Source organism: Streptomyces sp. NBC_00353 (genome assembly GCF_036108815.1).
Lineage (GTDB): Bacteria > Actinomycetota > Actinomycetes > Streptomycetales > Streptomycetaceae > Streptomyces.
The window spans coordinates 8,918,528-8,945,339 of sequence record NZ_CP107985.1 but is presented as its reverse complement, the minus strand read 5'-3'; the positions used below and the strand labels follow the sequence as shown (position 1 = coordinate 8,945,339).

General features: G+C 69.5%; 21 protein-coding genes. 10 read left to right on the top strand and 11 right to left on the bottom strand.

Features of this window, described 5'->3' with window-relative positions; all coding sequences use genetic code 11:
• Window positions 1-111: 111 nt before the first annotated feature.
• Window positions 112-1,620 (bottom strand): acyl-CoA synthetase, encoded by a 1,509-nt coding sequence (locus OHA88_RS40235; protein ID WP_328629180.1) that lies wholly within the window; start codon window positions 1,618-1,620, stop codon window positions 112-114.
• A gap of 151 nt (window positions 1,621-1,771) precedes the next feature.
• Here OHA88_RS40235 and OHA88_RS40230 point away from each other — a divergent pair, with 151 nt between their 5' ends.
• Window positions 1,772-4,183: a penicillin acylase family protein gene (locus OHA88_RS40230; RefSeq protein ID WP_328629179.1), complete on the top strand. Its 2,412-nt coding sequence runs from the start codon at window positions 1,772-1,774 to the stop codon at window positions 4,181-4,183.
• A gap of 52 nt (window positions 4,184-4,235) precedes the next feature.
• Here the strand turns inward: OHA88_RS40230 and OHA88_RS40225 are convergent, their stop codons facing one another.
• Together OHA88_RS40225 and OHA88_RS40220 are read right to left on the bottom strand one after the other, a co-directional pair.
• Window positions 4,236-5,786 carry an acyl-CoA synthetase gene (locus OHA88_RS40225; RefSeq protein WP_328629178.1) on the bottom strand — a complete coding sequence of 517 codons (1,551 nt, stop codon included), beginning with the start codon at window positions 5,784-5,786 and terminating at the stop codon, window positions 4,236-4,238.
• Window positions 5,783-6,892 (bottom strand): NAD(P)H-dependent flavin oxidoreductase, encoded by a 1,110-nt coding sequence (locus tag OHA88_RS40220; RefSeq protein WP_328629177.1) that lies wholly within the window; start codon window positions 6,890-6,892, stop codon window positions 5,783-5,785. Before OHA88_RS40220 ends, OHA88_RS40225 begins: the two co-directional genes overlap by 4 nt.
• Window positions 6,893-7,074: 182 nt before the next feature.
• On the opposite strand from OHA88_RS40220, the gene OHA88_RS40215 reads away from it, so the two are divergent.
• Complete coding sequence (locus OHA88_RS40215; protein WP_328629176.1) at window positions 7,075-8,940, top strand: serine hydrolase; 1,866 nt, start codon at window positions 7,075-7,077, stop codon at window positions 8,938-8,940.
• Window positions 8,941-9,013: 73 nt separating this feature from the next.
• Here the strand turns inward: OHA88_RS40215 and OHA88_RS40210 are convergent, their stop codons facing one another.
• Window positions 9,014-9,649, bottom strand: coding sequence for a LysE family transporter (locus tag OHA88_RS40210; protein ID WP_328629175.1), 636 nt, complete (start codon window positions 9,647-9,649; stop codon window positions 9,014-9,016).
• A gap of 172 nt (window positions 9,650-9,821) precedes the next feature.
• Here OHA88_RS40210 and OHA88_RS40205 point away from each other — a divergent pair, with 172 nt between their 5' ends.
• Window positions 9,822-10,475 (top strand): class I SAM-dependent DNA methyltransferase, encoded by a 654-nt coding sequence (locus OHA88_RS40205; protein ID WP_267007016.1) that lies wholly within the window; start codon window positions 9,822-9,824, stop codon window positions 10,473-10,475.
• A 26-nt stretch (window positions 10,476-10,501) separates the two neighbouring features.
• Here the strand turns inward: OHA88_RS40205 and OHA88_RS40200 are convergent, their stop codons facing one another.
• The 6 genes from OHA88_RS40200 to OHA88_RS40175 form a co-directional block, all read right to left on the bottom strand.
• Window positions 10,502-11,407: a MurR/RpiR family transcriptional regulator gene (locus OHA88_RS40200; RefSeq protein WP_328629174.1), complete on the bottom strand. Its 906-nt coding sequence runs from the start codon at window positions 11,405-11,407 to the stop codon at window positions 10,502-10,504.
• 93 nt (window positions 11,408-11,500) lie between these two features.
• On the bottom strand, window positions 11,501-12,730 hold the full coding sequence (locus OHA88_RS40195; RefSeq protein WP_328629173.1) for a M20/M25/M40 family metallo-hydrolase: 1,230 nt from the start codon (window positions 12,728-12,730) through the stop codon (window positions 11,501-11,503).
• Entirely contained in the window at window positions 12,727-13,500 is a 774-nt protein-coding gene (locus tag OHA88_RS40190) for an amino acid ABC transporter ATP-binding protein (RefSeq protein WP_328629172.1), read from the bottom strand. Before OHA88_RS40190 ends, OHA88_RS40195 begins: the two co-directional genes overlap by 4 nt.
• On the bottom strand, window positions 13,497-14,477 hold the full coding sequence (locus OHA88_RS40185) for an amino acid ABC transporter permease (RefSeq protein ID WP_328629171.1): 981 nt from the start codon (window positions 14,475-14,477) through the stop codon (window positions 13,497-13,499). The genes OHA88_RS40190 and OHA88_RS40185 overlap by 4 nt, the downstream gene beginning before the upstream one ends.
• Window position 14,478: 1 nt before the next feature.
• Entirely contained in the window at window positions 14,479-15,405 is a 927-nt protein-coding gene (locus OHA88_RS40180) for an ABC transporter substrate-binding protein (protein ID WP_328629170.1), read from the bottom strand.
• A 284-nt stretch (window positions 15,406-15,689) separates the two neighbouring features.
• Window positions 15,690-16,079: a hypothetical protein gene (locus tag OHA88_RS40175; protein ID WP_328629169.1), complete on the bottom strand. Its 390-nt coding sequence runs from the start codon at window positions 16,077-16,079 to the stop codon at window positions 15,690-15,692.
• A gap of 230 nt (window positions 16,080-16,309) precedes the next feature.
• On the opposite strand from OHA88_RS40175, the gene OHA88_RS40170 reads away from it, so the two are divergent.
• Window positions 16,310-17,632, top strand: a complete 1,323-nt coding sequence (locus tag OHA88_RS40170) for an endo-1,4-beta-xylanase (RefSeq protein WP_328629917.1) — start codon at window positions 16,310-16,312, stop codon at window positions 17,630-17,632.
• Between the two features lie 113 nt (window positions 17,633-17,745).
• Here the strand turns inward: OHA88_RS40170 and OHA88_RS40165 are convergent, their stop codons facing one another.
• The gene (locus OHA88_RS40165) at window positions 17,746-18,852 is read right to left on the bottom strand and encodes a LacI family DNA-binding transcriptional regulator (RefSeq protein WP_328629168.1); all 1,107 of its coding nucleotides are present in this window, start codon (window positions 18,850-18,852) and stop codon (window positions 17,746-17,748) included.
• 225 nt (window positions 18,853-19,077) lie between these two features.
• Between OHA88_RS40165 and OHA88_RS40160 the strand changes: the two genes are divergently transcribed.
• From OHA88_RS40160 to OHA88_RS40135, 6 genes are all read left to right on the top strand, one after another.
• Window positions 19,078-20,346 (top strand): ABC transporter substrate-binding protein, encoded by a 1,269-nt coding sequence (locus OHA88_RS40160; RefSeq protein ID WP_328629167.1) that lies wholly within the window; start codon window positions 19,078-19,080, stop codon window positions 20,344-20,346.
• Window positions 20,347-20,490: 144 nt separating this feature from the next.
• The gene (locus tag OHA88_RS40155) at window positions 20,491-21,327 is read left to right on the top strand and encodes a carbohydrate ABC transporter permease (protein WP_328629166.1); all 837 of its coding nucleotides are present in this window, start codon (window positions 20,491-20,493) and stop codon (window positions 21,325-21,327) included.
• Window positions 21,314-22,234 (top strand): carbohydrate ABC transporter permease, encoded by a 921-nt coding sequence (locus tag OHA88_RS40150; RefSeq protein WP_328629165.1) that lies wholly within the window; start codon window positions 21,314-21,316, stop codon window positions 22,232-22,234. Before OHA88_RS40155 ends, OHA88_RS40150 begins: the two co-directional genes overlap by 14 nt.
• Before the next feature lie 45 nt (window positions 22,235-22,279).
• The gene (locus OHA88_RS40145) at window positions 22,280-23,044 is read left to right on the top strand and encodes an SDR family NAD(P)-dependent oxidoreductase (RefSeq protein ID WP_328629164.1); all 765 of its coding nucleotides are present in this window, start codon (window positions 22,280-22,282) and stop codon (window positions 23,042-23,044) included.
• Window positions 23,032-24,819 carry a heparinase II/III domain-containing protein gene (locus tag OHA88_RS40140; RefSeq protein ID WP_328629163.1) on the top strand — a complete coding sequence of 596 codons (1,788 nt, stop codon included), beginning with the start codon at window positions 23,032-23,034 and terminating at the stop codon, window positions 24,817-24,819. Before OHA88_RS40145 ends, OHA88_RS40140 begins: the two co-directional genes overlap by 13 nt.
• 3 nt (window positions 24,820-24,822) lie before the next feature.
• Window positions 24,823-26,811: a hypothetical protein gene (locus OHA88_RS40135; RefSeq protein WP_328629162.1), complete on the top strand. Its 1,989-nt coding sequence runs from the start codon at window positions 24,823-24,825 to the stop codon at window positions 26,809-26,811.
• The last annotated feature ends 1 nt before the right edge of the window (window position 26,812 follow it).

Sequence of the window (26,812 nt, the reverse complement as noted above, 5' to 3'; positions counted from 1 at the left end):
GAGCGGCGCCGTTCGCCCCCGGCGGACGCGACGAACACCGCGGTGTTCCTGGCCTCTGCCCAGGCCGCCGCGGTGTCGGGGCCCGTCGTCGACATCGGCCGCGGCGCGCTGTCACCCAGGGAGCGCGAACCGGTCCCTGAGCTCGCGCTTGAGGATCTTCCCGCTGGCGTTGCGCGGCAGCTCGTCCACGAAGAGGACCCTCTTCGGCGCCTTGAAGTGGGCGAGCCGTTCCCGCACGTGGTCGAGCAGCTGCTGTTCCGTGACGTCCGCGCGCAGGACCACGACGGCGGTGACGGCCTCGATCCAGCGCTCGTCGGGCAGCCCGACGACGGCTGCCTCCGCGACGGCGGGGTGGGTGTAGAGGGCATCCTCGACCTGGCGGGAGGCGACGAGGACACCACCGGAGTTGATGACGTCCTTCACCCGGTCGACGACGGTGAAGAAGCCCTCCGGGTCCCGGACCGCCAGATCGCCGGAGTGGAACCAGCCGTCGCGGAACGCCTCGGCGGTCTCCTCCGGCTTGTCCCAGTAGCCCTCGCACAGCTGCGGGGAGCGGTAGACGATCTCGCCCGCCGTCCCGTCGGGGACCTCCTTGCCGTGCTCGTCGACGACTCGCGCCTCGACGAAGAGCACCGGCCGGCCGCAGGAGTCCATCCGGCCCTCGTGCTCGTCGGGCCCGAGGACGGTGGCGAGCGGGCCGATCTCGCTCTGCCCGAAGCAGTTGTAGAAGGCGAGCGCGGGCAATCGCTCACGGAGCCGTTCCAGCACCGGAACCGGCATGATCGACGCCCCGTAGTACGCCTTGCGCAGCCCGCCGAGGTCGCGGGTGGCGAACTCCGGGTGGTTGGCGAGACCGATCCAGACGGTCGGCGGGGCGAACAGACTGTCCGCCTGCCCGGCCTCGACGAGGTCGAAGATCCGGCCCGCTTCGGGCGCGTCGAGGATGGTGTTCTCCGCGCCGACCGCGAGGTACGGCAGCAGGAACACATGCATCTGCGCGGAGTGGTACAGCGGCAGCGAATGGACGGGCCGGTCGGTGGGGCGCAGATCGAGGGCGGTGATCGCGCTGACGTACTCGTGGACGAGGGCGCCGTGCGTCATCATCGCGCCCTTGGGGAGCGCGGTGGTGCCCGATGTGTAGAGCAGCTGCACCAGGTCGCCGGCTGCCGGTTCGCGCTCGGCGGTGAACGGGCGCGGGGTGGCGAGTTCACCGAGGAGGGAGTGCGGAGCGTCGCGCAGCGGACGTACGGCGAAACCGGCCGGGATCCGGTCGGCAAGGTCCGGATCGGTAAGGACGAGGGCGCTGCCCGACTGCTGCAGGATGTACGTCAGGTCGTCGCCGGTGAGGTTCTGATTGACCGGCACATGGACGAGGCCGGCGCGGGCGCAGGCGAGGTACGCGATCAGGTACGCGTCGGAGTTGTGCGCGTAGGAGGCGACCCGGTCGCCGGGGTGCAGGCCGTGTCCGTCGCGGAGGACGGCCGCCGCGGTGCTGACCGCGGTGTCGAGCGCCCGATAGGTCCAGGACCGCTCGGCGTACCGCACGGCGGTGCGCTCGGGAGTGCGCCGGGCGCTGCGCGTCACGACGCCGTCGACTGTGGAGCTGCGTACACCTGTCATGGCGTGATCCTGTGCGGCCGGGACCCGGTGGTCAAGGGTTCGGATCCCGGCCACGATGTTGACAGGGGCACGCGGGTGCTGGCTGAGTTGCGCGTGGCGTCTCGGAAGATCCGAGCAACCGCCTTTCGTGCACGCACAGTTGGGAGGACCCTTGCCCCTCCGAAACCGTCTGAGACTTCTCGCGGTATCCGGTCTCGCTCTGTTCACCGTGTCGGCGTCCCTGCCACCGGCGGCCGCCGCTCCCTCGCACGGCCAACACCCGTCGGGCGGCGGGCTGTCCGCCGTGATCCGCTACACCGAGTACGGCATCCCGCACATCGTGGCGAAGGACTACGCGGATCTCGGGTTCGGCAACGGCTGGGCGCAGGCCGCCGACCAGGTGTGCACGCTCGCCGACGGCTTCGTGACGCTGCGCGGCGAGCGGTCGAGGTACTTCGGTCCGGACGCGGCGCCGGACGGTTCGCTGTCCTCCGCGACGAAGAATCTCTCCAGCGATCTCTACTTCCGCGGGATACGCGACAGCCACACCGTCGAGAAACTGCTGAAGGTGCCCGCTCCGGCAGGTCAGAGCCATGAGGTGAAGGAGCTGGAGCGCGGCTGGGCGGCCGGGTACAACGCCTGGCTGGCCCAGAACCGGATCACTGATCCGGCCTGTCGGGACGCCGACTGGGTCCGGCCGGTGACGGCCCTGGATGTCACGACCCGCGCCTTCGCGCTCTCCGTGCTGGGCGGTCAGGGCCGCGGTATCGACGGCATCACAGCGGCACAGCCGCCCACGGGCGCGGCCGCGTCGCCAGGTGTCCCGCCGGACGACGCCGCGCAGGCGGCGCAGCGGCTGCTGTCCACGCAGAACGCGGACATGGGCTCCAACGCGGTCGCGTTCCGCGGCAGTTCGACGGCGAACGGGCGTGGGCTGCTGCTGGGCAATCCGCACTACCCGTGGCAGGGCGGGCGGCGGTTCTGGCAGTCTCAGCAGACCATCCCCGGGGAGCTGAATGTGGCGGGCGGTTCGCTGCTCGGATCGGCGACCGTGTCGATCGGGCACAACGCGAACATCGCGTGGAGCCACACGGTCGCCACCGGTGTCACCCTCAATCTGCACCAGCTGACCCTCGACCCGGCGGATCCGACCGTGTATCTGGTGGACGGGCTGCCGGAGCGCATGGTGAAACGCACGGTCTCGGTGGCCGTGAAGGGCGGCGCCGCGGTGACCCGCACGCAGTGGTGGACCCGGTACGGTCCGGTCGTCACCTCGCTCGGTGCCGGGCTGCCGCTGCCGTGGACGGCGACGACCGCGTACGCGCTCAATGACCCGAACGCCACGAATCTGCGGTCCCCGGACACCGGTCTCGGGTTCAGCAGGGCCCGCAGCACCGCGGACATCCAGACCACGTTGCGGCGTACCCAGGGGCTGCCGTGGGTGAACACCATCGCGGCCGATTCGTCGGGGCACTCGTTCTTCTCCCAGTCGCAGGTGCTGCCGAGGATCACGGACGAGCTCGCGCAGCGGTGCTCCACCCCGCTGGGCCGGGCGACGTACCCGTCGTCGGGGCTCGCGGTGCTGGACGGTTCGAGGAGCGACTGTGCGCTCGGTTCGGACCCGGACGCGGTGCAGCCCGGCATCTTCGGGCCGGGCCGGATGCCGACCGTCAAGGACGCCCCGTACGTCGAGAACTCCAACGACAGCGCCTGGCTGACCAACGCCGACGCTCCGCTGACCGGCTTCGAGCGGGTCTTCGGTACGGTCGCCGCGCCACGGTCGATGCGGACCCGGGGGGCGATCGAGGATGTGTCGGCGATGGCGGCGAAGGGCCGGCTCACCGTCGGCGACCTGCAGGACCAGCAGTACGCGAACCGCGCCCCGGCAGGAGATCTGGCCGCGGCCGACCTGGCGCGCGCCTGCGCCGCGCTGCCCGGCGGGCGTGCCGTCGGGAGCGACGGGACAGCGGTCGATGTGTCGGCGGCGTGCGGTGTGCTTGCCCGTTGGGACCGGAAGGTCGACACCGACAGCCGGGGCGCGCTGCTCTTCGACCGGTTCTGGCGCAGGGCCACCACGGTGCCATCGGCTGAACTGTGGAAGGTGCCCTTCTCCGCCGCGGACCCGGTCCGTACCCCGAACACGCTGAACACCTCCGCTCCGGGCGTCACTTCGGCGCTCGCCGATGCGGTCGCCGAGTTGCGCGCGGCCGGGATCGCCCTGGACGCACCGCTCGGCGACCACCAGGGAGTCGTACGGAACGGGAAGCGCATCCCGGTCGGCGGCGGTACGGAGTCCCTCGGTATCTGGAACAAGACGGAGCCGGTGTGGGACGCGGCAGGTGGCGGCTACACGGAGGTGTCGGCCGGCTCCAGCTATGTCCAGGCGGTCGGCTGGGACGGCTCCAAGTGCCCGGTGGCCCGGACCCTGTTGACGTACTCCCAGTCCTCGAACCCGAGGTCTCCGCACTTCAGCGACCAGACCGAGCTCTACTCGGGTGAGCGCTGGGTGACCTCCCGGTTCTGCGAGAAGGACATCGCACGCTCGCCCGCGCTGCGGGTGGTGCGGGTGCACGAGCACCGGTAGTCCGCCGTGGGCCGGTACCCCGCCCGGATGTGGCAGGGTACCGGCCCGTCGGTCACAGGGCCCGCCGGTGGCCTTCCCAGTACGGGTCGCGCAGCCGTCGCTTGTACAGCTTGCCGTTCGGGTCGCGTGGCATCGCCTCGATGAAGTCGACGCTCCTGGGGCGTTTGTACGCGGCGAGCCGCTGTGCGCAATGGGCGAGGATCTCGGTGGCGAACCCGTCGCCCGGGAGGTGCCCTTCGGCCGGTTCGACGACCGCCTTGACCTCCTCGCCCCAGTCGGCGTGCGGGATACCGAAGACGGCGGCATCGGCGACCGCGGGGTGGGCGAGGAGGGCGGCTTCGATCTCGGCGGGGTAGATGTTCACGCCGCCCGAGATGATCATGTCGATCTTGCGGTCGCGGAGGAAGAGATAGCCGTCCTCGTCGAGGATGCCGAGGTCACCGACGGTGAAGAAGTCGCCGATGCGGTTCTTCTCCGTTTTGGTCCTGTCCTTGTGGTAGCTGAAGCCGCCGGTGCTCATCTTCATGTAGACGGTGCCCAGTTCGCCCGGCGGGAGGCGGTTTCCGTCGTCGTCGAAGACGGCGAGTTCACTGATCGGCCAGGCCTTCCCGACCGTGCCGGGCTTCTTCAGCCAGTCCTCGGCGGTGGCGAACGCCCCGCCGCCCTCGCTGGCGGCGTAGTACTCCTCGACGCACCGCCCCCACCAGTCGATCATGGCGCGTTTGACGTGGTCGGGGCAGGGGGCCGCGCCATGGATGGCATGCCGCATCGAGGTGACGTCGTACCGCTCCTTCACTTCGTCGGGCAGGGCCAGGAGGCGGTGGAACTGGGTGGGGACCATGTGCGTGTGCGTACAGCGGTGGGCGTCGATGACCCGCAGCATCTCCTCGGGCGCCCACTTGTCCATCAGCACCAAGGGGTGCCCGACGTGCAGGGCGGCGCCCGCGAACTGGAGTACGGCGGTGTGGTACAGCGGTGAGCAGACCAGGTGGACGTTGTCGTCGAACGGCCTGATGCCGAAGATGCCGAGGAACCCGCCGAGATGGCTCTCCTCCGGGAGCCTGCCGGGCAGCGGGCGGCGGATGCCGCGCGGCCGGCCGGTGGTGCCGGAGGTGTAGTTCATGACCCAGCCGAGCGTGCGGTCGTCGGGCGGGGCGTCGGACTGCCCGTCGAGCAGTTCGGCGTAGGGGCGGAAGTCGTCGACCTCGCCGACGGCGTACCGGTGGCTCGCGGGCAGCTTCGCCTCGTCCGCGGCGGCGGTCGCGGCGTCGGTGAACCGCTCGTGCGCGATCAGTACCTTGGAGCCGGAGTCGGAGACGATCCAGGCGATCTCGGGGCCGACGAGATGGTGGTTGACGGGTACGAGGTAGAAGCCGGCCTGGGCGGCGGCGAGGTAGGCGGCGAAGAACTCGACGCCGTTGGGCAGGACCACGGCGAACGCGTCGCCCTGCCGGAGCCCGGCCGCACGCAGCCCGTGGACCAGGCGGTTGGCAGCGGCGTGCAGCCGGCCCGCGGTCCAGGTCTGCCCGTCGGGCGCGACAAGGACCGTACGGTCGGGGGCGGCGGTGGCCTGGGCCCAGAAGCCGTTCGGCGGCTGGTTCATGCGACGCTCCGTCCGGCGATGCGGTTGATCCGGTCCACGGCGCGTTCGAAGCCGCTTGTCAGGTCGTCGAAGACGGCCTGCACGCTGCGTTCGGTGTTCATCCTGCCGACGATCTGACCGACGGGGGTGCCGAGCAGTGCGCCGGTCTCGTACTTCTGGATGCGGGATACGGCCTCGGCGACCAGCAGTCCCTGGAGCGGCATGGGAAGCGTGCCGGGTCCCGACGGGTCGTCCCAGGCGTCGGTCCATTCGGTGCGGAGCTGGCGTGCGGGTTTGCCGGTGAGGGCGCGGGAGCGGACGGTGTCGCCGGAACCTGCGGCAAGGAGTTTGCGGGTCAGCGCGCGGGAGTGGAGGTCGGCCTCCTCGGTGGTCAGCCAGAGCGAGCCGAGCCAGACGCCCTGCGCTCCGAGGGCGAGTCCGGCGGCGATCTGCTCTCCGCTGCCGATGCCTCCGGCGGCGAGGACGGGGATCGGTCCCACGGCGTCGACGACGTCGGGGACGAGCACCATGGAGGCGATCTCTCCGGTGTGGCCGCCCGCTTCGTACCCCTGGGCGACGACGATGTCGATGCCCGCGTCCGCGTGGTGCCGGGCGTGTCTGGCGCTTCCGGCGAGGGCGGCGACGAGGACGTCCCCGTCATGGGCGCGTTGCACGACGTCGGCGGGTGGCGAGCCGAGGGCGTTGGCGAGCAGCTTGATGGGGTACTCGAAGGCGACGTCGAGCTGGTTGCGGGCGACCTCCTCCATCCACCCGGTGATCCGCCAGCCCGAGGCCTCGCCCTCGGCGAGTTCGGGGACGCCGTGCTTGGCGAGGGTGTCCTGGACGAACTGGCGGTGTCCGGCCGGAATCATCGCCTCCACGTCGGCCTCGGTCACCCCCTCCACCTTTCTGGCGGGCATGACGACATCGAGGCCGTACGGCTTGCCGTCGGTGTGCTCCTGCATCCAGTCGAGGTCGCGCGCGAGGTCGTCGGGGGCGGTGTAGCGGACCGCGCCGAGTACGCCGAACCCGCCGGCCCGGGTGATGGCCGCAGCCACCGCCGGGAACGGCGTGAAGCCGAAGATGGCGTGCTCGACTCCCAGTTTCTTGCTCAGCTCCGTCTCCATGGGCGGCAGGATGCCGCAGTCGGACATCCGAAGGAAGAGATTTTCTGATGCAGTGTCAGATTCTTTGTGGCGCCGGGGGCCTCCGGGGCGGCAGGGGTGACAGTAATCTCTGCGACGGCAGGAAGTTTCACCACAGGACTGGATGACGAAAGTAACTTTCACCCGGTAGGAAGGGGTTCCGGATGACCGAGGACGCAACCGGCAGAGGAATCAGCCGACGCAGGCTGAGCGGCGGGATGCTGGCACTGGGCGGGGCGCTCGCCCTGGCACCGATTCCGTTCGCGGAGACGGCGTCGGCCATGGAATCTGGGGCGGGATCGTCGGGGACGTCGGAGGCTGGAACATCGGGACCGGGGGCGGGGGCGGAAGCCGCGCACGGTCGGCCGACGCTGCGGCGCGGTTCCGCCGTCCGCGCGGGCCTGTTGCAGGGACCGCTGGACCAATTGGTCACCGACGCCGAGAAGTTCCTCAGCGCCTCCCCCAAGCACCCGTGGTTCGCGGGCGCGGTGCTGCTCGCGGGGCGCGGTGGCACGGTGGCACTGCACCGGCCGATCGGCAAGGCGGTGCGGTACGCGGCATACGACGAGAAGACCGACACCGGGGTGGAGTTCCCGGCGGACCAGCAGATCGCGATGGCCGAGGACACGGTCTTCGATCTGGCGTCGGTGTCGAAGCTGTTCACCTCGATCCTGGCCGTGCAGCAGATCGAGCGCGGGGCGCTGGAGCTGGAGGCGAAGGTCGCCTCGTATCTGCCCGACTTCGCGAGAGGCGGCAAGCAGGACATCACGATCCGTCAGCTGCTCACGCACACGTCGGGCTTCCGTGCCTGGATTCCGCTCTACAAGGCGCCGACGCGGGAGGGAAAGCTGGAGCTGCTGTGGAACGAGGTGCCGGCCAACCCGCCCGGCACCGTGTACCTCTACTCCGACCTCAATCTGATCTCGTTGCAGCTGGTCCTGGAGAAGATCACCGGCCGCACCCAGGATGTCCTGCTCCGCGAGGAGATCACCGCTCCGCTCGGTATGCACCGCACTCGCTACAACCCGCCCGCCGCCTGGAAGCCGAAGATCGCGGCGACCGAGGACGCCCGGCTCCCCTGGTCCGGCCTGGACCGCGGCCTCGTCTGGGGCGAGGTGCACGACGAGAACGCCTACAGCCTGGACGGGGTGGCGGGCCACGCCGGAGTCTTCTCCTGCGCCTGGGACCTGGCGATCCTCGCCCGGACACTGCTCAACGGCGGCGTCTACGGGCGCGCGAGGATCCTCTCCGACGAGTCGGTGGATCTCCTGTTCACCGACTTCAACACCGCGTTCCCGGGTGATGCGCACGGGCTCGGCTTCGAGCTCTACCAGCACTGGTACATGGGGGCGATGGCCACCCCGCGCACCGCGGGCCACACCGGCTTCACGGGCACAAGCCTCGTCCTCGATCCGACGACCGACTCGTTCCTGATCGTGCTGGGCAACTCGGTCCACCCGGTCCGCACCTGGCGCTCCGGCAGCGCACCACGGGTCGCCACCGCGAACCAGATGGCGCGAGCGGTGGCGGTGCCCCCGGCCCGCGGCCGTACCGCCTGGTTCTCGGGCATGGCGAGCGCCGCTTCCGCCACGCTCACGCTGCCCGTGCTGCGTCCGGTGACGTCACGTGCCGGGCTGAGCTGTGCGCTGTGGTGGGACACCGAGCCGGGCTCCGACTTCCTGTTCCTCGAGGCCTCTTCGGACGCCGGGGCGACCTGGCAGCCGGTGCCGTTCACCACCGTACCGACAGCGGCCGCACATCACGGGACGGAGCCCGAACCGCATCCGGCGGGCTCCGTCTCCGGCTGGTCGGGCCGGGTCTGGCACCGGCTGGACGCGGACCTTGCCGCCTGGCGCGACAAGGAGGTGCGGCTGCGCTGGCGGTACACCACGGACCAGCTGTACGTCGGACGCGGGGCGTACGTGGACGGCATCCGGGTCGAGGACAACGGCCGTACGGTCTTCGACGACAGCAGGTCCGGTGACGCGGGGCGTATCGAGGTGAACGGGTGGACGGTGTCCGCGGACTGAGGCGGGCCGTCCCGCCCGGCGGGCGACGTTGAGCATGGCCCGGGCTGCCGGCCGGTTCGGCCGCCGGCCCGGGTCATGACGTCGGGACGAGCAGATGGACGGCCAGTGCGGTGATCAGTGTGCTGGAGGCCAGGGCGGTGACGAGCCGCCCACGATGGCTGGTCAGCGCACGGCCGAGCAGCGCTCCCCCACCGGCGAGCACCAGTTGCCAGCCTGCGGATGCCGCGAAGGCCGCGAGGACGAACACCGACTGTTCCCAGCGGTCCGGGTCCGCAGCGGCCGTCCGGCTGCCGAGCACCAGCGCCGCGAAGTAGATCACGGTGGTGGGGTTCAGCATCGTCATTCCGAGCAGCCCCAGATAGGCCCGCGCGGGGCCGAGGGGTGCCCCGTCGTTCCGGACCGCCGAATGCCGCCTGCGGTACCTGCCGATTGCCGTGGCCCCGCCCAGAGCCGCCAGTGCGACGAGCACCAGCGCCGAGGCCCAGCGCAGGGGCAGCGCGACGGGCTCGATGACATGGGTGAGCGACGAACCTCCGACGACCGCGATCAGCGCATAGAGGCCGTCGGCCGTCGCGACACCGAGGGCGGCTGCGGCACCGGTCTTCAGAGACGTCCGGGCCGTGAGGGTCACCAGATAGGCCCCGACCGCTCCGATCGGCATGGCAATGCCCAAGCCGGCCAGGAGCCCCGCGACCAGGGCGGCGCTCACGCGTGCGGGAAGGCAGGCCTCCGCGGTGGGCCGGGCTGCTGCTGGCCTCGGACCGGTCGGGCGGGGGCGAGGGTCAGCGACAGGAGGACGGTGATCGAGTTCATGAGCAGATGATGGGGGCGGCCGGGGGCGCGGGCAATGCAATTTCTGTCAGCGACTACGCTGCTCGCTCATGACTGAACCCGCCTACCTGAGCACCACCCGGGCGTCCTACGACACCGTCGCCATGGACTACGCCGAACTCCTCAGAACGGAACTCGGGTACAGGCCGCTGGACCGGGCGATGCTCGCCGCGTTCGTCGAACTCGTGCAGGCGTCCGATGCCGGACCGGTCGCCGACATCGGCTGCGGCCCCGGCCGGGTGACAGGGCACCTGCAGTCCCTGGGGCTGACCGCACGCGGCATCGACCTGTCGCCGGAGATGATCGCGGTGGCCCGTCGGACCTATCCGGACCTTCGTTTCGACGTGGGTTCGATGAACGCGCTGGATCTCGTGGACGGCAGTCTCGGCGGCATCGTCGCCTGGTACTCCATCATCCACACCCCGCCGGAGCTGTTGCCGGAAGTGTTCGCCGAGTTCCACCGGGTGCTGGCCCCGGGCGGCCATCTGCTGCTCGCCTTCAAGGCCGGGGACGAGATCCGGCACCTTGAACACGCGTACGGCCATCCTCTGGCGCTCGATGTCTACTGGCTGGAGCCCGAGCGGGTGGCGGAACTGCTGCGCCTGGCCGGGTTCGTCGTGGACGCCACGCTCGTGCGCGAGGCAGGCCGGAACGAGGCCGGCCCTCAGGCGTACCTCATGGTCCGCAGACCGGCGAACCCGTAGTCGGCGGGCCGGTCCCGTGCCCCTCGCTACGGGGCGTCCGGCCTCCGGTCGGCGGGCTGGATCCCGGCCCGCCGTGCGACGTTCTCGCTCTGCTCCAGGTGGACACGCCCCTTCTCGCCGAGCTGCCCGAGTACGCCCGCGAGGACAGTCTCGACCGTGGCCAGCGTCGGCACCATGCTGTCGTACGGCGACGGGGCGGCAACCCGGCTGGGCAGGACGACGTCGGCGAGATTGGTCACCGGCGAGAGCCAGGCATCGGTGAACAGCACGATCTTGCTGCCGCGCTCCCTGGCCAGCTCGGTGATGACGACCTTGTCCGGTTCGTAGCGGCGGTAGTCGAACACCACGAGGACGTCCTGTCTGCCCAGACCCGCGAGCACGGCGGTCCGTTCCACGTCCCGGTCCGGCAGGATCACCACGTCACCGCGCAACTGCATGAGATGCAGGCCCAGATACTGCGCCAGCAGGTGGGTGAACCGGCCGCCCACGAGGACCACCCTGCGCTTGGGGTGACAGAGCAGCGCCACTGCCGCCTCCACATCGTGCGGAGGCAGTTCGCGCAGGGTGCGGGCGACCTCGGCGCTGAACACATCCTGGTCGCCTTCGGCGGGCGCCGTTCCCGGCCCGGCGTCGTCCTGCGCCCGAGGCGGAGTGCTGCCGTATCCGCGCGTGCTGTACAGCGCCAGCGGTGAGGCGCTGCGTTCGTCGAGCTCCTCGCGCAGGGCCGCCTGGAAGTCGGGGAATCCCTTGTAGCCGAGCCTGTTGACGAAGCGGATCACCGTGGGCGCGCTCACGCCGGCCCGTTCGGCGAGCGTGGCCACGGTCTCGAAGCCTGCCGACGGATAGCCCGCGAGGAGCACCCGGGCCACCTTGCGTTCGGCGGGACTGAGGTCACCGATGCGGTGCCGGATCTCTTCGGCGAGTGAGGACATGGGCCGGGCCACCTTTCCAAAGGGGTTCAGATTACGCGGGGCCCGGCCCCGGACTCTCTCCGCATCGACGACGGGCCGCCCCGGGGAGCCCCGTCAGCTGCCGCCCGCATCCCCGAGCGTCACGATCAGGGCGGCCAGCAGGGCGACACGGGACGGAACGGTCGTGACATCGAGCCACTCGTCCGGGCCGTGGTCTCCGCCGCCGACCGGGCCGAGGCCGTCGAGGGTGGGGACACCGGCGCCGGCGATGGTGTTGGCGTCGCCGACGCCGCCGGTGGCTGCGGCGCCCAGAGCGATGGAGAGTTCCCTGCCGGCGTCCACGGCGTGGGCGAACATGGCGCGCGCTGCCGGGGTGTCCTCCATCGCCGGACAGGCTTCGGTCTGCCGGACGGTGGCGGTGGTGCCGGGTACGCGGAGCCGGGCGGCGGCTTTCTCGATGGCCTCTCGGGCGTGCCGGATCCCGTCGTCGGTCGACGACCGCACCTCTACGTGCAGCTCCGCTTCGGGGCAGACGATGTTGATGCGGCTGCCCGCCCTGACCATGCCCACGTTGACGGTGACGTCGCCCCAGCGCCCGTTCATCTTCTGACAGTCGATGAGCAGATGCGCGGCGGCCAGCGCTGCGTTCGCTCCGCGCTCCGGTTCGATTCCGGCGTGCGCGGCCCGCCCTGTCACAGTGATCACGAAGTCGGCCACGCCCTTGCGGGAGACGACGAGGTCGCCGTTCTCGCGGGCGCACTCCAGGCCGAGCGCGTAGTGGATTCCGGCTGTGAGCGCCGCGGTCACCGGGCGGCTGGCCGGTGACCCGATCTCCTCGTCGGGGGTGGCGAGGAAGACGATCTCCGCGAAGTCCAGCATCCGCCGGTCCACCAGGAGCTCCACGGCGGTGAGCCCGGCGAGGAGTCCTCCCTTGTCGTCGCTGACTCCGGGTCCGTGGGCGAGCGGGCCGCTCAGGCGGAACGGCCGGTCGGTCGCGGTCCCGTCGTCGAACACGGTGTCCATGTGCCCGGCGAGCAGGATGCGCCGTCCGCCGCGCTCCACGGGCAGCCCGCCGTGCAGCCGCCCCACCACCAGGTCACCGAAGCGGGTGTCCCGTCCTTCGGCGGTGACGGTTGCCCGGTCGACCTCGAAGCCCAGGGAGGTCAGTCGCCGTACGGTCCAAGCCGCGACCCGGTTGACCCCTTCGGGGCTGTACGAACCGGAATCGATGGAGACGAGGTGCTGCAGGTCCGACAGGTAGCGGTCGTGCAGGGCTACGGCATCCGGGAGGAACCGGGCCGCGGTGCGTGCCGCAGTGCCCCGGACCCGTGCGGGGGCGGTCACAGGACCTTCGACAGAAAGGCGCGGGTGCGTTCCTGCTGCGGGTCGCCGAGTACCTGCCGCGGGCTGCCTGCTTCGACCACGACGCCGCCGTCCATGAACACGGCCGTGTCCGCGACTTCGCGGGCGAACCCGATTTCGTGGGTGACAACCACCATCGTCATTCCTTCCGAGGCCAGTTGGCGCATGACGTCCAGTACTTCTCCGACCAGTTCGGGGTCGAGGGCGGACGTCGGTTCGTCGAAGAGCATCAGTTTGGGCTTCATCGCCAGGGCCCGTGCGATGGCGACACGCTGCTGCTGGCCGCCGGACAGCTGGGCGGGGTAGCGGTCGGCGCGATCGGCGAGGCCGACGCGGTCCAGCAGGCGCCGGGCGTCCGCGCGGGCCTGGTCCCTGGCGACGCCCGCGACCTTCATGGGCGCCTCCATGACGTTCTGTTCCGCCGTCATGTGCGGGAAGAGATTGAACCGCTGGAACACCATCCCGATGTCGCGGCGGCCGCGGGCGATCTCGCGCTCCTTCAGCTCGTACAGCCGGTTGCCCTGCTGCCGGTAGCCCACCGGCGCACCGTCGACGGACAGCCGGCCCCCGTCGAGCTTCTCCAGGTGGTTGATGCAGCGCAGGAACGTGGACTTCCCGGAGCCGGAGGGGCCCAGCAGGCAGCAGACCTGGCCACGTTCCACGGTCAGGTCGATGCCCTGGAGCACGGCGACCTTCCCGAAGTGTTTGCGCACGCCCTCGGCGTGCACCATCGGCGTCTCCACAGTCGTCATCCCTTCGGGCCGGTCGAGGCGGGGGTGGTACGGGACAGGCTCAGCCGGACTCCGGCGACGAGGCGCTGCAGCGGGCCGGCGGCAGTGGCGGGGGCCAGGCCGCGGCCGTACCGGCGTTCCAGCCACGACTGCGGCAGGCTCAGGGCGGTGACGAGGATCAGGTACCAGATGGAGGCGACCACGAGCATGGGGATGACCTGGTAGTTCTGCGCGTACACGTCCTGGATGTTGGACATCAGGTCGTGGGCGGAGATCACGGAGACCAGTGCGGTCATCTTGAGCATGTTGATGGTCTCGTTGCCCAGCGGCGGGATGATGACCCGCATGGCCTGGGGCAGCACGATGCGCCGGGTGGTGAGGGATGGACGCATGCCGAGCGAGTGCGCGGCCTCCGTCTGGCCCGGGTCGACGGACTGGATCCCGGCGCGGACGATCTCGCTCGCGTACGCCGCCTCGTTCAGCCCCAGCGCCAGGAGCGCGGCGACCGTGGGCGTGAGCAGGGCGTTGGTGTCGGCCTGGAGGAAGGTGATGTGGGTGAATGGGACACCGATCAGGACGTGTTGGTAGAGCGCTCCCGCGTACCCCCAGAAGATGATCTGGACCAGCAGGGGCGTCGACCGGAAGACCCAGACGAAAGCGGTGCCGAGGGCGCGCAGGACAGGGTTGGACGACAGTCGCATCACCGCCACGAGGACACCGAGACCGAGCCCGATCGCCATGGCGGCCGCGGTCAGCCACAGCGTCGTGACCAGTCCGCTGAACACGAGATCGGCGAAGACGTAGCGTCCGACGATGTCCCAGTGCAGGTTCTTGTTGCCTGCCAGGGAGCCGATGAGCCCGACCAGGGCGGTGGCGGCTGCCGCCGCTGCGAGCCAGCGGCCCCAGTGACGGACCGGCACGGCGGTGAGGGTGTCCGGTGCGGACGCGGCCGGTGCGGAACGGCTCTGCATGGTCCCGGCGGGGGTCATGGCAGTCATGTCAGGACACCGCCGCGTTCTTCGTGGCTTCCTGCACCGCGATGGACGCGACACCGTACTTGGCGCAGATCCTGCGCAGTGTCCCGTCGTCGATGAGCGCCTGCACGGCCTTCTGGATCGCGTCGGTGAGGCCTGGCAGGCGTTTGGTGACGCCGATCCCGTTGGGGGTGGCTTCGTAGCCGCCGACGGCCTCGGGGTCGTCGACGACGTCGAAGGCCCGGCCGCCGTCGGCGGTCTTGGCGGTCCAGCCGGCTGCGGGCTTGGTCAGCAGGTCGGCTGCGACTTTCCGTGATCGCAGGGCCAGTTGGGCATCCGAGTCCTTCGGGAACGTCTGGATGGAGACGGGCTCCTTGCCGGCGTCCGCGCATGCGGCCTGATGGGCCTTGAGTACGTCCAGCTGGTGGGTGGCGGCCTCGGCACCCACCTTCTTGCCGCACAGATCGTCGAGTTCGGTGATGTGATCCGGGTTCCCCTCGGTGACGAGGATGCCCGAGCCGGACACGGAGTAGTCCACGAAATCCAGGACCTGCTGACGCTCCTTGGTGTCGGTCATGGCCGACATCACCGCGTCGAACTTGCCCGCCTGGATCGCCGGCACGATGCCGTCGAACTTCTGCGCGGTGAAGGTGAATCGCACCCCCAGCTTGGCTCCGAGCGCCTGCCCCAGGTCGTAGTCGAGCCCGGTCAGTTCGGGTTTGCCCTCGGCCACGAACATCACGAACGGGGCGTACGGGACATCGGTGGCGACCCTGACCGCACCGGCGGACCGCACGGCGGCAGGCAGGGCGGCGTGGAGCTTCGCATCGCGGGTGATGCGTACGCCGGTGATGGTGACGCCGACTGCGGGGGCAGCGGTGTCGCCGTCGCCGGGGTCGCTGCCACAGCCGGACAGTGTCGTGGCCGCTGTGATCAACAGTGCTGTGGCCACAACTGCGCGGCGCCATGAGTGAGTGTGCAACACGAACCCCTTCTCGCGGAACTGCCGTGCGGTTGGTTCACCGCCGACGAACTTCCCGCACGTTACACATGGCGTCTTCATTCGTTCCACCGTAACACCTGTTACATATCAATAACGGCCAGCCCAACCGCGCCACATGGTCACTGAGCGGCAGGCAGACCAAGGTGCTCGCACCCACACGAGCGCGCACCCCCATCGCCCGCGTTTCAGGTCGCAGTCCACCTACTCGATGCGGAACGAGCATTACCCGTCAATTAGCGACCTTGCATGCAGAGTTTCGAGCGGCTTGCGATGCGCTCGACCCGTATCGATCCCGAAATATTTCGATGATTTTGCAGGCCGCTTCCATGCCCGGATCTGGCCTTGATCCACCGAAAAGCGCGAAATGCGCTGCCCAGCGATGCGGGTGATCCAGATGATCCGCGAAGTGGACCCTCAGCTTCACCTGAATCGCATACCGCATTTCGGAAGGTTTTCGTAATTCTGGCCAGCCTCTGCATGCGCGTTCCCGCCCCAAACGCCTGTGCCGCCATCCAGGGATCGCATTCACGCAGCTCAGAGGCGTACCAGACGTAGATTTCGCGCTTTACCTCTTCGAAATATTTCGGAAATGCCGCGTTGACGCCGCCCGCCGCCGGGCGCATACTCTCCCTCGCTCCTTGCTTCACCGATCAACTCCCCGCCGGAGAACCGCCATTCGTCGGCATGTCCGGAGGCGGAACGCACAGCCCTGAACGGTCCACCCACCCCTGTCCGGGCGGTCCGCTCATTCCGTCCGACAATCGGAAGAAGAGGTTGGTCAGTGATCGACAATTCCCCCCGCGGCTTCGAGCCCCGACGCCCGCAGTTCCGTGCCCGGGTCCGCAAGGCATTCATCCTCAGAACGGCCGGTGTCCTGGCCACCGCCGGTGTCCTCTCGCTCGCCGGCAGCGCAGACGCTGCCAGCACACTCGGCGCCTCGGCCGCGGCCAAGGGCAGGTACTTCGGTGCGGCGGTGGCCGCGAATCATCTCGGTGAGGCGCAGTACGCCTCCGCGCTGGACACCGAGTTCAACGCGGTGACGCCGGAGAACGAGATGAAGTGGGACGCCGTCGAAGGCACCCGCAACTCGTTCAACTATTCCTCGGCCGACCAGATAGTGAGCCACGCCCAAGGCAAGGGGATGAAGGTCCGCGGCCACACCTTGGTGTGGTACTCGCAGCTGCCCGGCTGGGTGGGTGGCCTCGCCGCCGCCGACCTGCGTACGGCGATGAACAACCACATCACCCAGGTCATGACGCACTACAAGGGCAAGGTCTACGCCTGGGACGTGGTCAACGAGGCGTTCCAGGACGGCAGCAGTGGCGCCCGCCGCAGCTCCCCGTTCCAGGACAAGCTCGGCAACGGCTACATCGAGGAGGCGTTCCGTACCGCTCGCGCCGCCGACTCGGGCGCCAAGCTCTGCTACAACGACTACAACACCGACGGTCAGAACGCGAAGAGCAACGCGGTCTACAACATGGTGAAGGACTTCAAGCAGCGCGGCGTGCCGATCGACTGCGTGGGATTCCAGTCGCACTTCAACAGCAACTCGCCCGTCCCCAGTGACTACCAGGCCAATCTGCAGCGCTTCGCCGACCTCGGCGTCGATGTGCAGATCACCGAACTGGACATCGAGGGCTCGGGCTCGGCGCAGGCCGCCAACTACAGCACCGTGGTGAAGGCCTGTCTGGCTGTCTCGCGCTGCACCGCCATCACGGTCTGGGGCATCCCCGACAAGTACTCGTGGCGCAGCAGTGGCACCCCGCTGCTGTTCGACAACAACTACAACAAGAAGCCCGCGTACGACGCGGTGCTCGCCGCACTCGGAGGCAGCACCGGTGGCGGCACCCCCGGCGGTGGCACGGGCGGCGCCACCTGCACGGCGACCTACTCCCGTACCGACTCCTGGAGTGACCGCTACAACGGACAGGTGACGGTGAAGGCCGGCAGTTCCGCGATCACCAGTTGGTCGGTGCCGGTGACCCTGACTTCGCCGCAGAAGGTCTCCACGACCTGGAACGGCACTCCCAGCTGGGACACCAGCGGAAACGTGATGACCATGAAGCCGAACGGCAACGGCAGCCTGGCGCCAGGAGCGTCGACGACCTTCGGGTTCACCGTCATGACGAACGGCAGCACGGCGACGCCCTCCATCGGTGCCTGCACCGCCTCCTGACAAACCGTCAAAAGCGCGCGAACGCAGGGCGCGGCGACACCCCGTCGCCGCGCCCTGCACCGTTGTACGGAACAGGGCGGCGTGCGGAATCGGCGGACGGTCCCCCACTCCCGCTATCGCACGAGCGGCTGTCCGGCCTCCGTCGACGCAGGGGCGGAGGCGCCGGCCGGAACGGGCACCGGGGCGGGCGCCGTCGACTCCCGCACGACCAGTCGCGGCCGGATGAGCAGGGAACGGCCGGCCACCGGAGCCGAGTCGATCCTGGCCCGCAGCTGCTGGAACGTCTCGGCCGCCATCTCCGGCAGCGGCTGACGGACCGTGGTGAGCGGTGGTTCGAAGAGGTCGGCGAGCAGGATGTCGTCGAAGCCGACCACCGAGACGTCCTGTCCGGCACTGCGCCCCGCATCCTTCGCACCCCGGCAGATCCCGATCGCGCACATGTCGTTGATGGCGACGAAAGCAGTGGGCGGGCGCGGTCCGGACAGGAGCTCCCCCGCCGCCCTGCGGCCCAGTTCGGCGGCGTCCTTGTCGCTGAACTCGGTGGTGTCGGCGCCCGGCCAGACCACCGCGTCGGCCGGATCGAGCCCCGCCGATTCCAGGGCGGCGCGGAAGCCACGCAGTCGCTCGCGGCGGTTGACACTGTTGACCGACCCGGAGACGAACGCCAGCCGCCGGTGGCCGAGTTCGATGAGATGACGGGTGGCGAGTTCGGCACCCATCGCGTTGTCCACGCTGATGGAGGCCAGTGACGGCGGATCACCCGCCTGGGCGGTGCGGTCGAAGGCAACCATTTTCAGACCGCGGCCGAGCAGCGGTGCCACATGGTCGAGCGACGGCAGCGAGGAACAGAGCACCACTCCGCTCACCCCGTCGGCGAGCAGCTCCTCGCTGTACTTGAGCTCGCGAGCCGGATCACGCTCACTGTTGCAGAGCAGTACGTGGTAGCCCTCGGCGAGCGCAATGGCCTCCAACTCGCGGGCGAGCGCCCCCCAGAAGGGGTTGGCGACCGACGGCACGATGAGACCGATGACTTTGATCCGGCCGGTGCGCAGCATCCTTGCCGCACGGTTGGGCCGGTAGCTCAGCTGATCGATCGCCTGCTCGACGCGGGCCAGGGTGGCCGCCTGCATACGGTCCGTACGTCCGTTGAGGACGTTCGACACCGTGCTCGCGGAGACCCCAGCAGCCTCCGCGACCTGATGGATCGTTACCCCGCTCATGCCACCTCCGGTTCGGAACCCATTCCACGACCCAGTGTACCGATTTACTGAACGCTCTTCACCGGTACACCAGTTAACTCCCTTGAAAATTATCGTGCATCAGCTGTTGACGTCCGTCTTGAGGCGTTCCTAGCATCAGTGCATCGATTTACCAGCACTTCCCAGTAGTGGCCGGGTTGTCATCGCTGGATCGATCTACAGCTTCCACCTCCAGAGGGGTGTCCCATGGAACTCAACAGACGGTCGCTGCTTGCTGCAATCGGTGCGGGCGCCGCTGCCGCAGCGCTCGGCGGATGCGGTACCGGCACGTCGACGGCCGGCTCCGCCGACGGCCCCGCCGAAGGCGAGATCACGCTGCTCACCCCGATCTACGAAGGCGCCGACGGCAAGACACTGCTGGAGCAGGAGATCCTCGGGGGCTTCAGGAAGAAGCATCCGAAGGTCAAGGTGAACGTGGACTACACCACGTACGCCCAGCTCAACGAGAAGATCACCACGGGTCTCGCGGGCGGGCTGCTGCCCGATGTACTGATGATGGGGGTCGGCTGGATCCCGCCGTTCGCCGCCAAGAAGGCGATCGCCGAGCTGCCCGAGAAGCTGGCCTCGGCGCACGACTACGAGAAGCGGGTGCTGGAGCCGTCGCGGTACGACGGCAGGCTGTACGCCCTGCCGGTCGTGCTCGACACCCGCATCGTCGTGTATCGCAAGGACCACTTCGCCGCGGCCGGAATCCGGAAGACCCCGGCCAACTGGGCCGAACTGCGTGCTGTGGCGAAGCAGTTGACGAAGGACGGCCGTCTCGGCTTCGACCCGTTCTCGATCGATCTGCGTCAGTGCTGGGAGACGTTCCTCTTCGCCAACGGCGGCCGGCTCTTCAGTGCGGACGGCAAGAAGGTGCTGTTCAACAACGCCCGTGGGGTGGAGGCGCTGCAGTTCTTCAAGGACCTGGTCAAGGACGGCTCGTCCGACTACGCGAAGAAGACCGACCTGGGTGCTCCGTCGAACATCCAGACCGGCAAGGCCTCGATGATGATGTCGACGAGCGCCCTGTGGAATCAGCTGAAGGACACCAATCCGGAGCTGATCGAGGGCGACAAGGTGGGTGCGTTCATCCTCGCCAACCGCAAGCCGGCGATGCTGCAGGGCGGCACGCTCGTCTCCCAGTCCGCAAGCTCCAAGCACCCTGCCGCGGCCCGTGCTCTCGTCGAGCACCTCGCGACGCCCGAGTCGATCCTCGGCGCCGCCAAGCAGCGGGGCTCGGTGCCGGGGCTCAAGGATCTCAACGACACCACCTATGTGAAGGAGAACAAGTTCGTCGACCTCTCCTTGCAGAGCATGGGCGATGCCTGCTCGGAGGGCGGCACCGCGGCCTGGATGGAGATCCGCGAGAAGATCAAGCCGACGCTGGAGCCCGCGATCGTGGGCGGTCAGTCCGCGAAGGACGCCATCGCGGAACTCGGCCGGCTCGCCCAGGCCGCCATCGGCCGGATGTGAGGACCCGTCACTGTGGGAACGACATCCGTGGTGAAGGCCAGGCCCGCACGGCCGCCTTCGCCGCCTGAGACGAAAACGGTACCGAGGCGCACCGGTCGGGCCCCGACGGGCCCGGGACGCCGGCGGCGACGGGCCGGAATGCTGATGGTGGCGCCCGCGCTGCTGCACGCCTCGCTCTGGATCGGCCTGCCGGTCGTCGCCTCGGTGGTCCTGGCCTTCACGAAGTACGACGTGCTGACGGCGCCGCAGTTCGTGGGGCTGGACAACTTCCGGGACATGCTGGACGACGCGGTCTTCCGCAAGTCCATCGTCAATACGGTCGTCTACACCTTCTTCACCGTGCCGTTCGGGATGGCGCTGGGGCTGCTGATGGCCCTGGCGCTGCACACCGGGCTGAAGGCCCGCGGCATCTTCCGTACCGCGATCTTCCTGCCGCAGGTGACGGCCACCGTCGCGATCGCGCTGGTCTGGCTGTGGATCTACAACCCTCGCAACGGGCTGCTGAACGCGCTGCTCGCGTTCCTCGGGATCGACGGGCCGGCCTGGCTCTCGTCGACGACCTGGGCGATGCCCTCGGTGATCCTTGTCGGCATCTGGCAGGGCATCGGCATGAAGATGCTCATCTACCTGGCCGCGCTGCAGTCCCTGCCGAAGGAGCTGTACGAGGCCGCTTCGGTGGACGGTGCTTCCAAGGTACGGCAGTTCTTCTCGATCACGCTGCCGCTGCTGAAGCCCGCCACGTTCTTCGTGCTCATCACGTCGATGATCAGCGCGTTCCAGTCCTTCGACCAGATCTACATCCTCACCGACGGCGGCCCCGCCAACAGCACCACGATGATGACGTACGAGATCTACAAGTCCGCCTTCCGGGAGTTCCGCGTCGGCTATGCCTGTGCGCAGTCACTGGTGCTGTTCGTACTGCTCATGGGGTTCACCCTGGTCAACCGGCGGATCATGGGAGGCACCCGTGGCCACAGCTGAGCTGCAGAAGCCGAGCCCCCGGCCACGGCCTGCGCGCGGCCCGTCCCCGAAGGTCTCCGTCGGGCGGATCGCGCTCTACCTGACGCTGGTCGTCATCTCGCTGCTGATGGTGGTGCCGTTCATCTGGATGGTGCTCACCTCGCTCAAGACACCGGTGGAGATCGCGTCGCAGGACGCCGGACTGCTGCCGCAGCACTGGGAGTTCGGGAACTATCTCGACGCGCTCAAGGCAGCGCCGTTCGCCACCTACGCCCGCAACAGCTTCATCATCGCCATCAGCCACACGGTGCTCAATGTGCTGGTGGCGTCGATGGCCGGGTACTCCCTGGCCCGGATCAGGTTCCGCGGCAGCGAGGTCATCTTCTATCTCTTCATCGCCGCGCTGATGATCCCGACGTACACGAAGGTGCTGCCGGAGTTCCTGATCGTCCGCTTCATGCCGCTGGCCGGCGGGAACGACGTCTTCGGCCAGGGCGGCAGCGGCTGGCTGGACTCCTGGTGGGCGCTGATCGTCCCCGGCGCCGTCACCCCGTTCGCCGTCTTTCTCTTCCGTCAGTTCTATCTGGACCTTCCGGTGGAACTGGAGGAGGCGGCCCGGCTCGACGGGCTCGGCGAGTTCCGGATCTACGCACGGATCATGACGCCGCAGGTCAAGCCCGCACTCACCACGGTGGCGCTGCTGACCTTCGAGTCGTCCTGGAACAACTTCCTCTGGCCACTGCTGGTGACCCGCACGGACAGCCTGCGGGTGATCCAGGTCGGGCTCTCCGTCTTCAAGACGGAGAACGGCACCCAGTGGCACTTCCTGATGGCGGGCACGACGCTCGCCACCCTCCCCATGGTCGTGCTCTTCCTCATCGGCCAGCGCTATTTCGTGCAGGGCTTCGCAACTGCCGGTCTCAAGTGACCGGTTCCGGTCCCGAGCGGCCGGTTACCGAAAGGGTTATCTCCCATGTCTGCTGATCTCAACGGATCCCGCGCACTGGTGACAGGAGCGGGACACGGCATCGGCCGCGCCATCGCCGTCGCCCTCGCCGAGGCCGGCGCCGATGTCGCCGTCCACTACCACTCCTCGGCCGACGAGGCCGCGAAGACGGTCTCCGCGATCGAGGCGCTGGGTCGCAGGGCGAAGGCGTTCCAGGCCGATGTGACCGTGACCGCGGACGTCGACCGGGTCGTCGACGAGGCGGCCGGGTTCCTCGGCGGGCTGGACGTGCTGGTCTGCAACGCGGGACATCTGATCGGCCGCACCACGATCGCCGAGATGACCGACGACCACTTCGACCGGGTGATGTCCACCAACCTGACGTCGACGTTCCGTACCGTGCGGGCCGCGCTGCCGCATCTGACGAAGTCGTCGGCCGGTCGCATCATCACCATGTCGTCGCTGGCCGCGCACAACGGCGGCGGCCCCGGCTCGGTGGCGTACGCGGCGGCCAAGGCCGGCATCCGCGGCTTCACCAAGGGGCTGGCCAAGGAACTCGGCGGTACCGGGATCACGGTCAACACCGTCGCCCCGGGCTTCATCAAGGGCACCGCCTTCCACGACACGTTCACCGCGCCGGAGGCGCAGCAGGCGATGGAGGCGGGCATCCCCGTCGGCCGGGCCGGCACGCCGGAGGATGTGGCGGCGGCCGTCGTCCACCTCGCGTCGCCGGCGTCCGGCTTCCTCACCGCCACCACGGTGGACATCGACGGTGGCGTATGGCCGCGTTGAGGCGGATCGCCCGGGAGCGCGGCGGCTGGTGGCACGCGTACGTCTGCCCGGTGCACGGGATCGAGCTCGACCACGGTGATCTGCTCGCCGGGGCCTTCCCGGACGGTGGTGCGCGGTGCGCGTACGGCTGCCGGGTGGACGACGAGGCGGTGCGCGGCGCCTGGCTGGTGCTGTCGCACCAGGCGTGGGCGCGGCATCTGCGGGTGCTCGCCCACCGGGGTGAGCGGGCGGAGGCGGTGGCGCGGCTCGTCGAGTACGCGGGTCTGTACGCGGAGCTCGCCTCCGAGCAGCACGGCGAGGCGCAGCCCTGGATGCTGCGCGGCCGGCTCTTCCACCAGGCGCTGACCGACGCCATCTGGGCGGTCGGCATCGGGCATACCGTCATCACGCTCGCCGAGGACTCCACGGACGGTCTGGCGGCGGTGCTGCCGCTCCTCGATGATCTGGAGCGCGCGGCGCTGGACGCCCGGGATGTACTGACGGGGCAGGGCCACCTCGCTTCCAACTACACCGCGTGGCTCAACGCCGCAGGTGTGGCGGCGAGTCGTGGCGCGGCCGCCGCCCGCGGTCAGGAGTGGGAGGGCGCGAAGGTATGGCTCGACGGCGACCACGGGCTGTACGAGCATCTGCGCGTCGCGGTCGCCGACGACGGCTGGGAGTGGGAGGGCAGCACCTACTACCACGGGTTCGTGCTGCGGGCAGCGCTGCTGGCGCTCCGCTCGATGGATCCGGCGGCCATTCCGTCCGACGTGGTCGACGTACTCGCCGGAATGACGGATGTGCTGGCGGCCGTCGCAACACCCGGCGGCATTCTTCCCGCCCTGCACGACGGCCCGTATCTGCGCCATCCGCTCGCGCTGGAATGGCTCGAACTAGTGGCGCTGGCACAACAGTTGGTGCCGTCCTCGGCCCTGGAGGCGGTGGCCGCGCGGGCCCGGGCCGAGCTCGGCACGCACGACGACGGACTGGACCGGGCGCTGAGTGGCTGGTTCGCAGGCCCGCCGCTGCCGGAGCGTCCGACGCCGGGTCCGGTCACGGTCTTCGGCCGAGCCGGATATGCGGTTCTGCGCGGGGCGGGAATCCATGCGCTGCTGGACTTCGGTCCGCACGGTGGCTCGCACGGACATCGCGACAAGCTGTCGCTGTATCTGTACGGGGACTCCACCCCGTGGCAGCCCGATCCCGGTCAGGTCCCCTACGCCCACGCCGAGTTCCGTGATCTGTACGCATCCACGGCGGCGCATCCCGCCTTCCGGGTGGACCACGCCGAACAGGCGGAGTGCACCGGGAAGCTGCTCGATTCGGACGGCTCCTCCGTCCGCGCCGAGGTGACCGAAGCGTACGAAGGTGTGCGGGCGGTGCGGCGGATCACGGTCGGTGACGGCTATCTCGTCGATCTGCTGACGGTGACGGCGGAGGACTCCAGGCAGTTCACCGCGCAACTGCGCCCCGGCGTCGCGCTGGACGTCCAGCTGCAGGCCGGCGGTCCCGTGCGCACCATGTGGTACGGCGACGAGACGCTGCACGGCTGGCACACGCACACCACCGGCATACCGGTCCGTCCGGTCACCCGTCCGGGCCCCGGTCCGGCCGACGATCCGCAACGGAGCTACACCCGGGTCGACTTCACTGCGCAGGCGCAGCGGGTCACGTTCGCCTCGGTGTACCAGGCTTCGTCGGCGGGGCCCGCCGTCACCGACGTGCAGCTGGACGGTGACGGGCTGACGGTCGGTCTGGCCGACGGCAGCACGGCATGGTTCCGGACGGAGGACTGACTCGTGTTGCTCTCGGCTACCCCGCCGCCCGGCCCGCGCCCCGCCCAGGAGGCCCGTTTGTACGAGGAGGCCGCCCGGCAGCGCGGGCTGACCCCGCCTCGCGCCCACCCGCCGGCCAGCATCACGTGGCTGGGTCCCGCCGCATCCAATCCGGCGCTGGCCCACCGGGTCGGCGGCGATCCGGCACATCTGGCGGAGAGCCGTCGCTGGATCGAAGCGGCGGTCCGCCTCCCGCACTGGGGCAAGGCCCATATGCCGGACCACGATCTGGACGCCGGCTGGCTGCTGCACCACCTGTCGCTCGCCCACCGGTGGATCGGTGACGATCTGCCGGACGGGTTGCGGGCACTGCTGCGGTACAAACTGCTGCTCCAGGGGCGGCGGATGTACGAGTTCGCGGTGGCGAGCGAGGGCGGCTGGTGGTCGTCGTCGTACTGGCAGAACCACAACTGGATCTGTTACGCGGGGCTGGCGACGGCCGGGTACGTGCTGGGCAAGGAGGAGTGGACCGAGCGTGCCAAGGAGAACCTCGGTACGGTCCTCGATCTGATGCCGGAGGACGGCTCGCACGCCGAGGGGGTCGTCTACTGGCGCTACGGCGTGCCGTTCCTGGCCATCCATCTGGATCTCCTCCAGGAGGCGGAGGGCATCGACTGGTGGAGCCGGGGCGGTTTCCTCTCCCGTACGTTCCGCTACCGGCTGCACCAGACCGCCCCCGGCTTCGCCCGCAACGTCGACCACGGCGACTGCCACGACCGGCGCAGCGGGCACAGCGCCGCCCTGTACTACCGCCTGGCTGCCCAGTACGGCATCCCGGAGGCTCAGTGGATGGGCGATCTGGCCTCGGGCGAGCTGCTCTGGCAGGAGGCGTCGGAGAGCGGGGTGCGACCGGGAATCCTGCCGGAGGCCTACCTCGAGTACCTCTGGTACGACCCGTCCGTGCCGGCCACGCGGCCCACGGAGACCCGGGCGTTCTTCCCGGATCTGGGGCTGCTCGCGGCGCGTACGGGATGGGACGACGACGCCACGCTCGTCTCGTTCAAGGCGAGTCCGGGCGGCGGTCACAAGGCGTGGGAGACATCTGCGAAGCACCGGGCCGAGCGGGGCTGGGAGACCCTCAACCAGGGGCACCACCACCCGGACTCCGGTTCCTTCGTGATGGTCTCGCAGGGAGAGTTCCTTGCGGTGGACGAGGGGTACAGCAACCGCAAACTGGCCGCGCACCACAATCTGCTGCTGGTGGACGGGCGGGGCTACGCGGACGAGGACCGCTACCACGTCTACAAGGACCTTCCGTTCGAGCGGCAGGCCCGGCAGCGCGATGTGCTCGTCGGCGACGAGGGCGGCTGGGCACACGCGACAGCGGAGATCGCCGCGATGTACGACCCGGGGCTCGGGGTGCGGAGGCTCGACCGGACGCTGGTCTTCACGCCGTCGGGGCGGCTGGTACTGCTCGACCTGGCGGAGTCAGAACCGGGCGAGGGGCGGGAGTGGACGTTCCTCCTCCAGACCGATCGGCCCACCGAGCCGCAGCCGGACGGTACGCGGCTGATCCGGTCCGGCTCGGCCGTGGCGCGGGTAAGGCAGTTCGCCCCGCTCGACCCATCGGTCACGTCGGAAGTCACCGAGGTCGAGGCAAATCCGACGGCCAGCACACCGGAGCTGCGTCTCACCCGCACGCTGCACACGCTCCGGTCGACGTCCCCTCGGTCCGTCTCCGGACTGTTCCTCACGGCGATCACGCCTGGTGCGGCGGACCCGGGCGAGCGGGCCGAGTGCACGGACGGGCACGGCGTCACGTTCCGCGGCGAAACGGTGCTGCTCTCCCCCGTCGCACGCCGGATCCGCACCGCTGCCGTCTCCGCCGATGCCGCGGCTGTGCTCCTCCGCGACGGCGCCCATGCACCGTACGTCGTCGCGGCCACGCGGCTGGAGCTGAACGGACGCGTGCTCCTCGATGTCCCGGAGCCGTACACAGGAAAGGTCGGCTGAC

Excerpts from the sequence above, each read along its gene's own strand:
- OHA88_RS40235 (WP_328629180.1), bottom strand. The coding sequence starts at position 1,620 with ATGACAGGTGTACGCAGCTCCACAGTCGACGGCGTCGTGACGCGCAGC.
- OHA88_RS40225 (WP_328629178.1), bottom strand. The coding sequence starts at position 5,786 with ATGAACCAGCCGCCGAACGGCTTCTGGGCCCAGGCCACCGCCGCCCCC.
- OHA88_RS40220 (WP_328629177.1), bottom strand. The coding sequence starts at position 6,892 with ATGGAGACGGAGCTGAGCAAGAAACTGGGAGTCGAGCACGCCATCTTC.
- OHA88_RS40215 (WP_328629176.1), top strand. The coding sequence starts at position 7,075 with ATGACCGAGGACGCAACCGGCAGAGGAATCAGCCGACGCAGGCTGAGC.
- OHA88_RS40205 (WP_267007016.1), top strand. The coding sequence starts at position 9,822 with ATGACTGAACCCGCCTACCTGAGCACCACCCGGGCGTCCTACGACACC.
- OHA88_RS40200 (WP_328629174.1), bottom strand. The coding sequence starts at position 11,407 with ATGTCCTCACTCGCCGAAGAGATCCGGCACCGCATCGGTGACCTCAGT.
- OHA88_RS40190 (WP_328629172.1), bottom strand. The coding sequence starts at position 13,500 with ATGACGACTGTGGAGACGCCGATGGTGCACGCCGAGGGCGTGCGCAAA.
- OHA88_RS40185 (WP_328629171.1), bottom strand. The coding sequence starts at position 14,477 with ATGACTGCCATGACCCCCGCCGGGACCATGCAGAGCCGTTCCGCACCG.
- OHA88_RS40175 (WP_328629169.1), bottom strand. The coding sequence starts at position 16,079 with ATGCGCCCGGCGGCGGGCGGCGTCAACGCGGCATTTCCGAAATATTTC.
- OHA88_RS40165 (WP_328629168.1), bottom strand. The coding sequence starts at position 18,852 with ATGAGCGGGGTAACGATCCATCAGGTCGCGGAGGCTGCTGGGGTCTCC.
- OHA88_RS40160 (WP_328629167.1), top strand. The coding sequence starts at position 19,078 with ATGGAACTCAACAGACGGTCGCTGCTTGCTGCAATCGGTGCGGGCGCC.
- OHA88_RS40155 (WP_328629166.1), top strand. The coding sequence starts at position 20,491 with ATGGTGGCGCCCGCGCTGCTGCACGCCTCGCTCTGGATCGGCCTGCCG.
- OHA88_RS40145 (WP_328629164.1), top strand. The coding sequence starts at position 22,280 with ATGTCTGCTGATCTCAACGGATCCCGCGCACTGGTGACAGGAGCGGGA.
- OHA88_RS40140 (WP_328629163.1), top strand. The coding sequence starts at position 23,032 with ATGGCCGCGTTGAGGCGGATCGCCCGGGAGCGCGGCGGCTGGTGGCAC.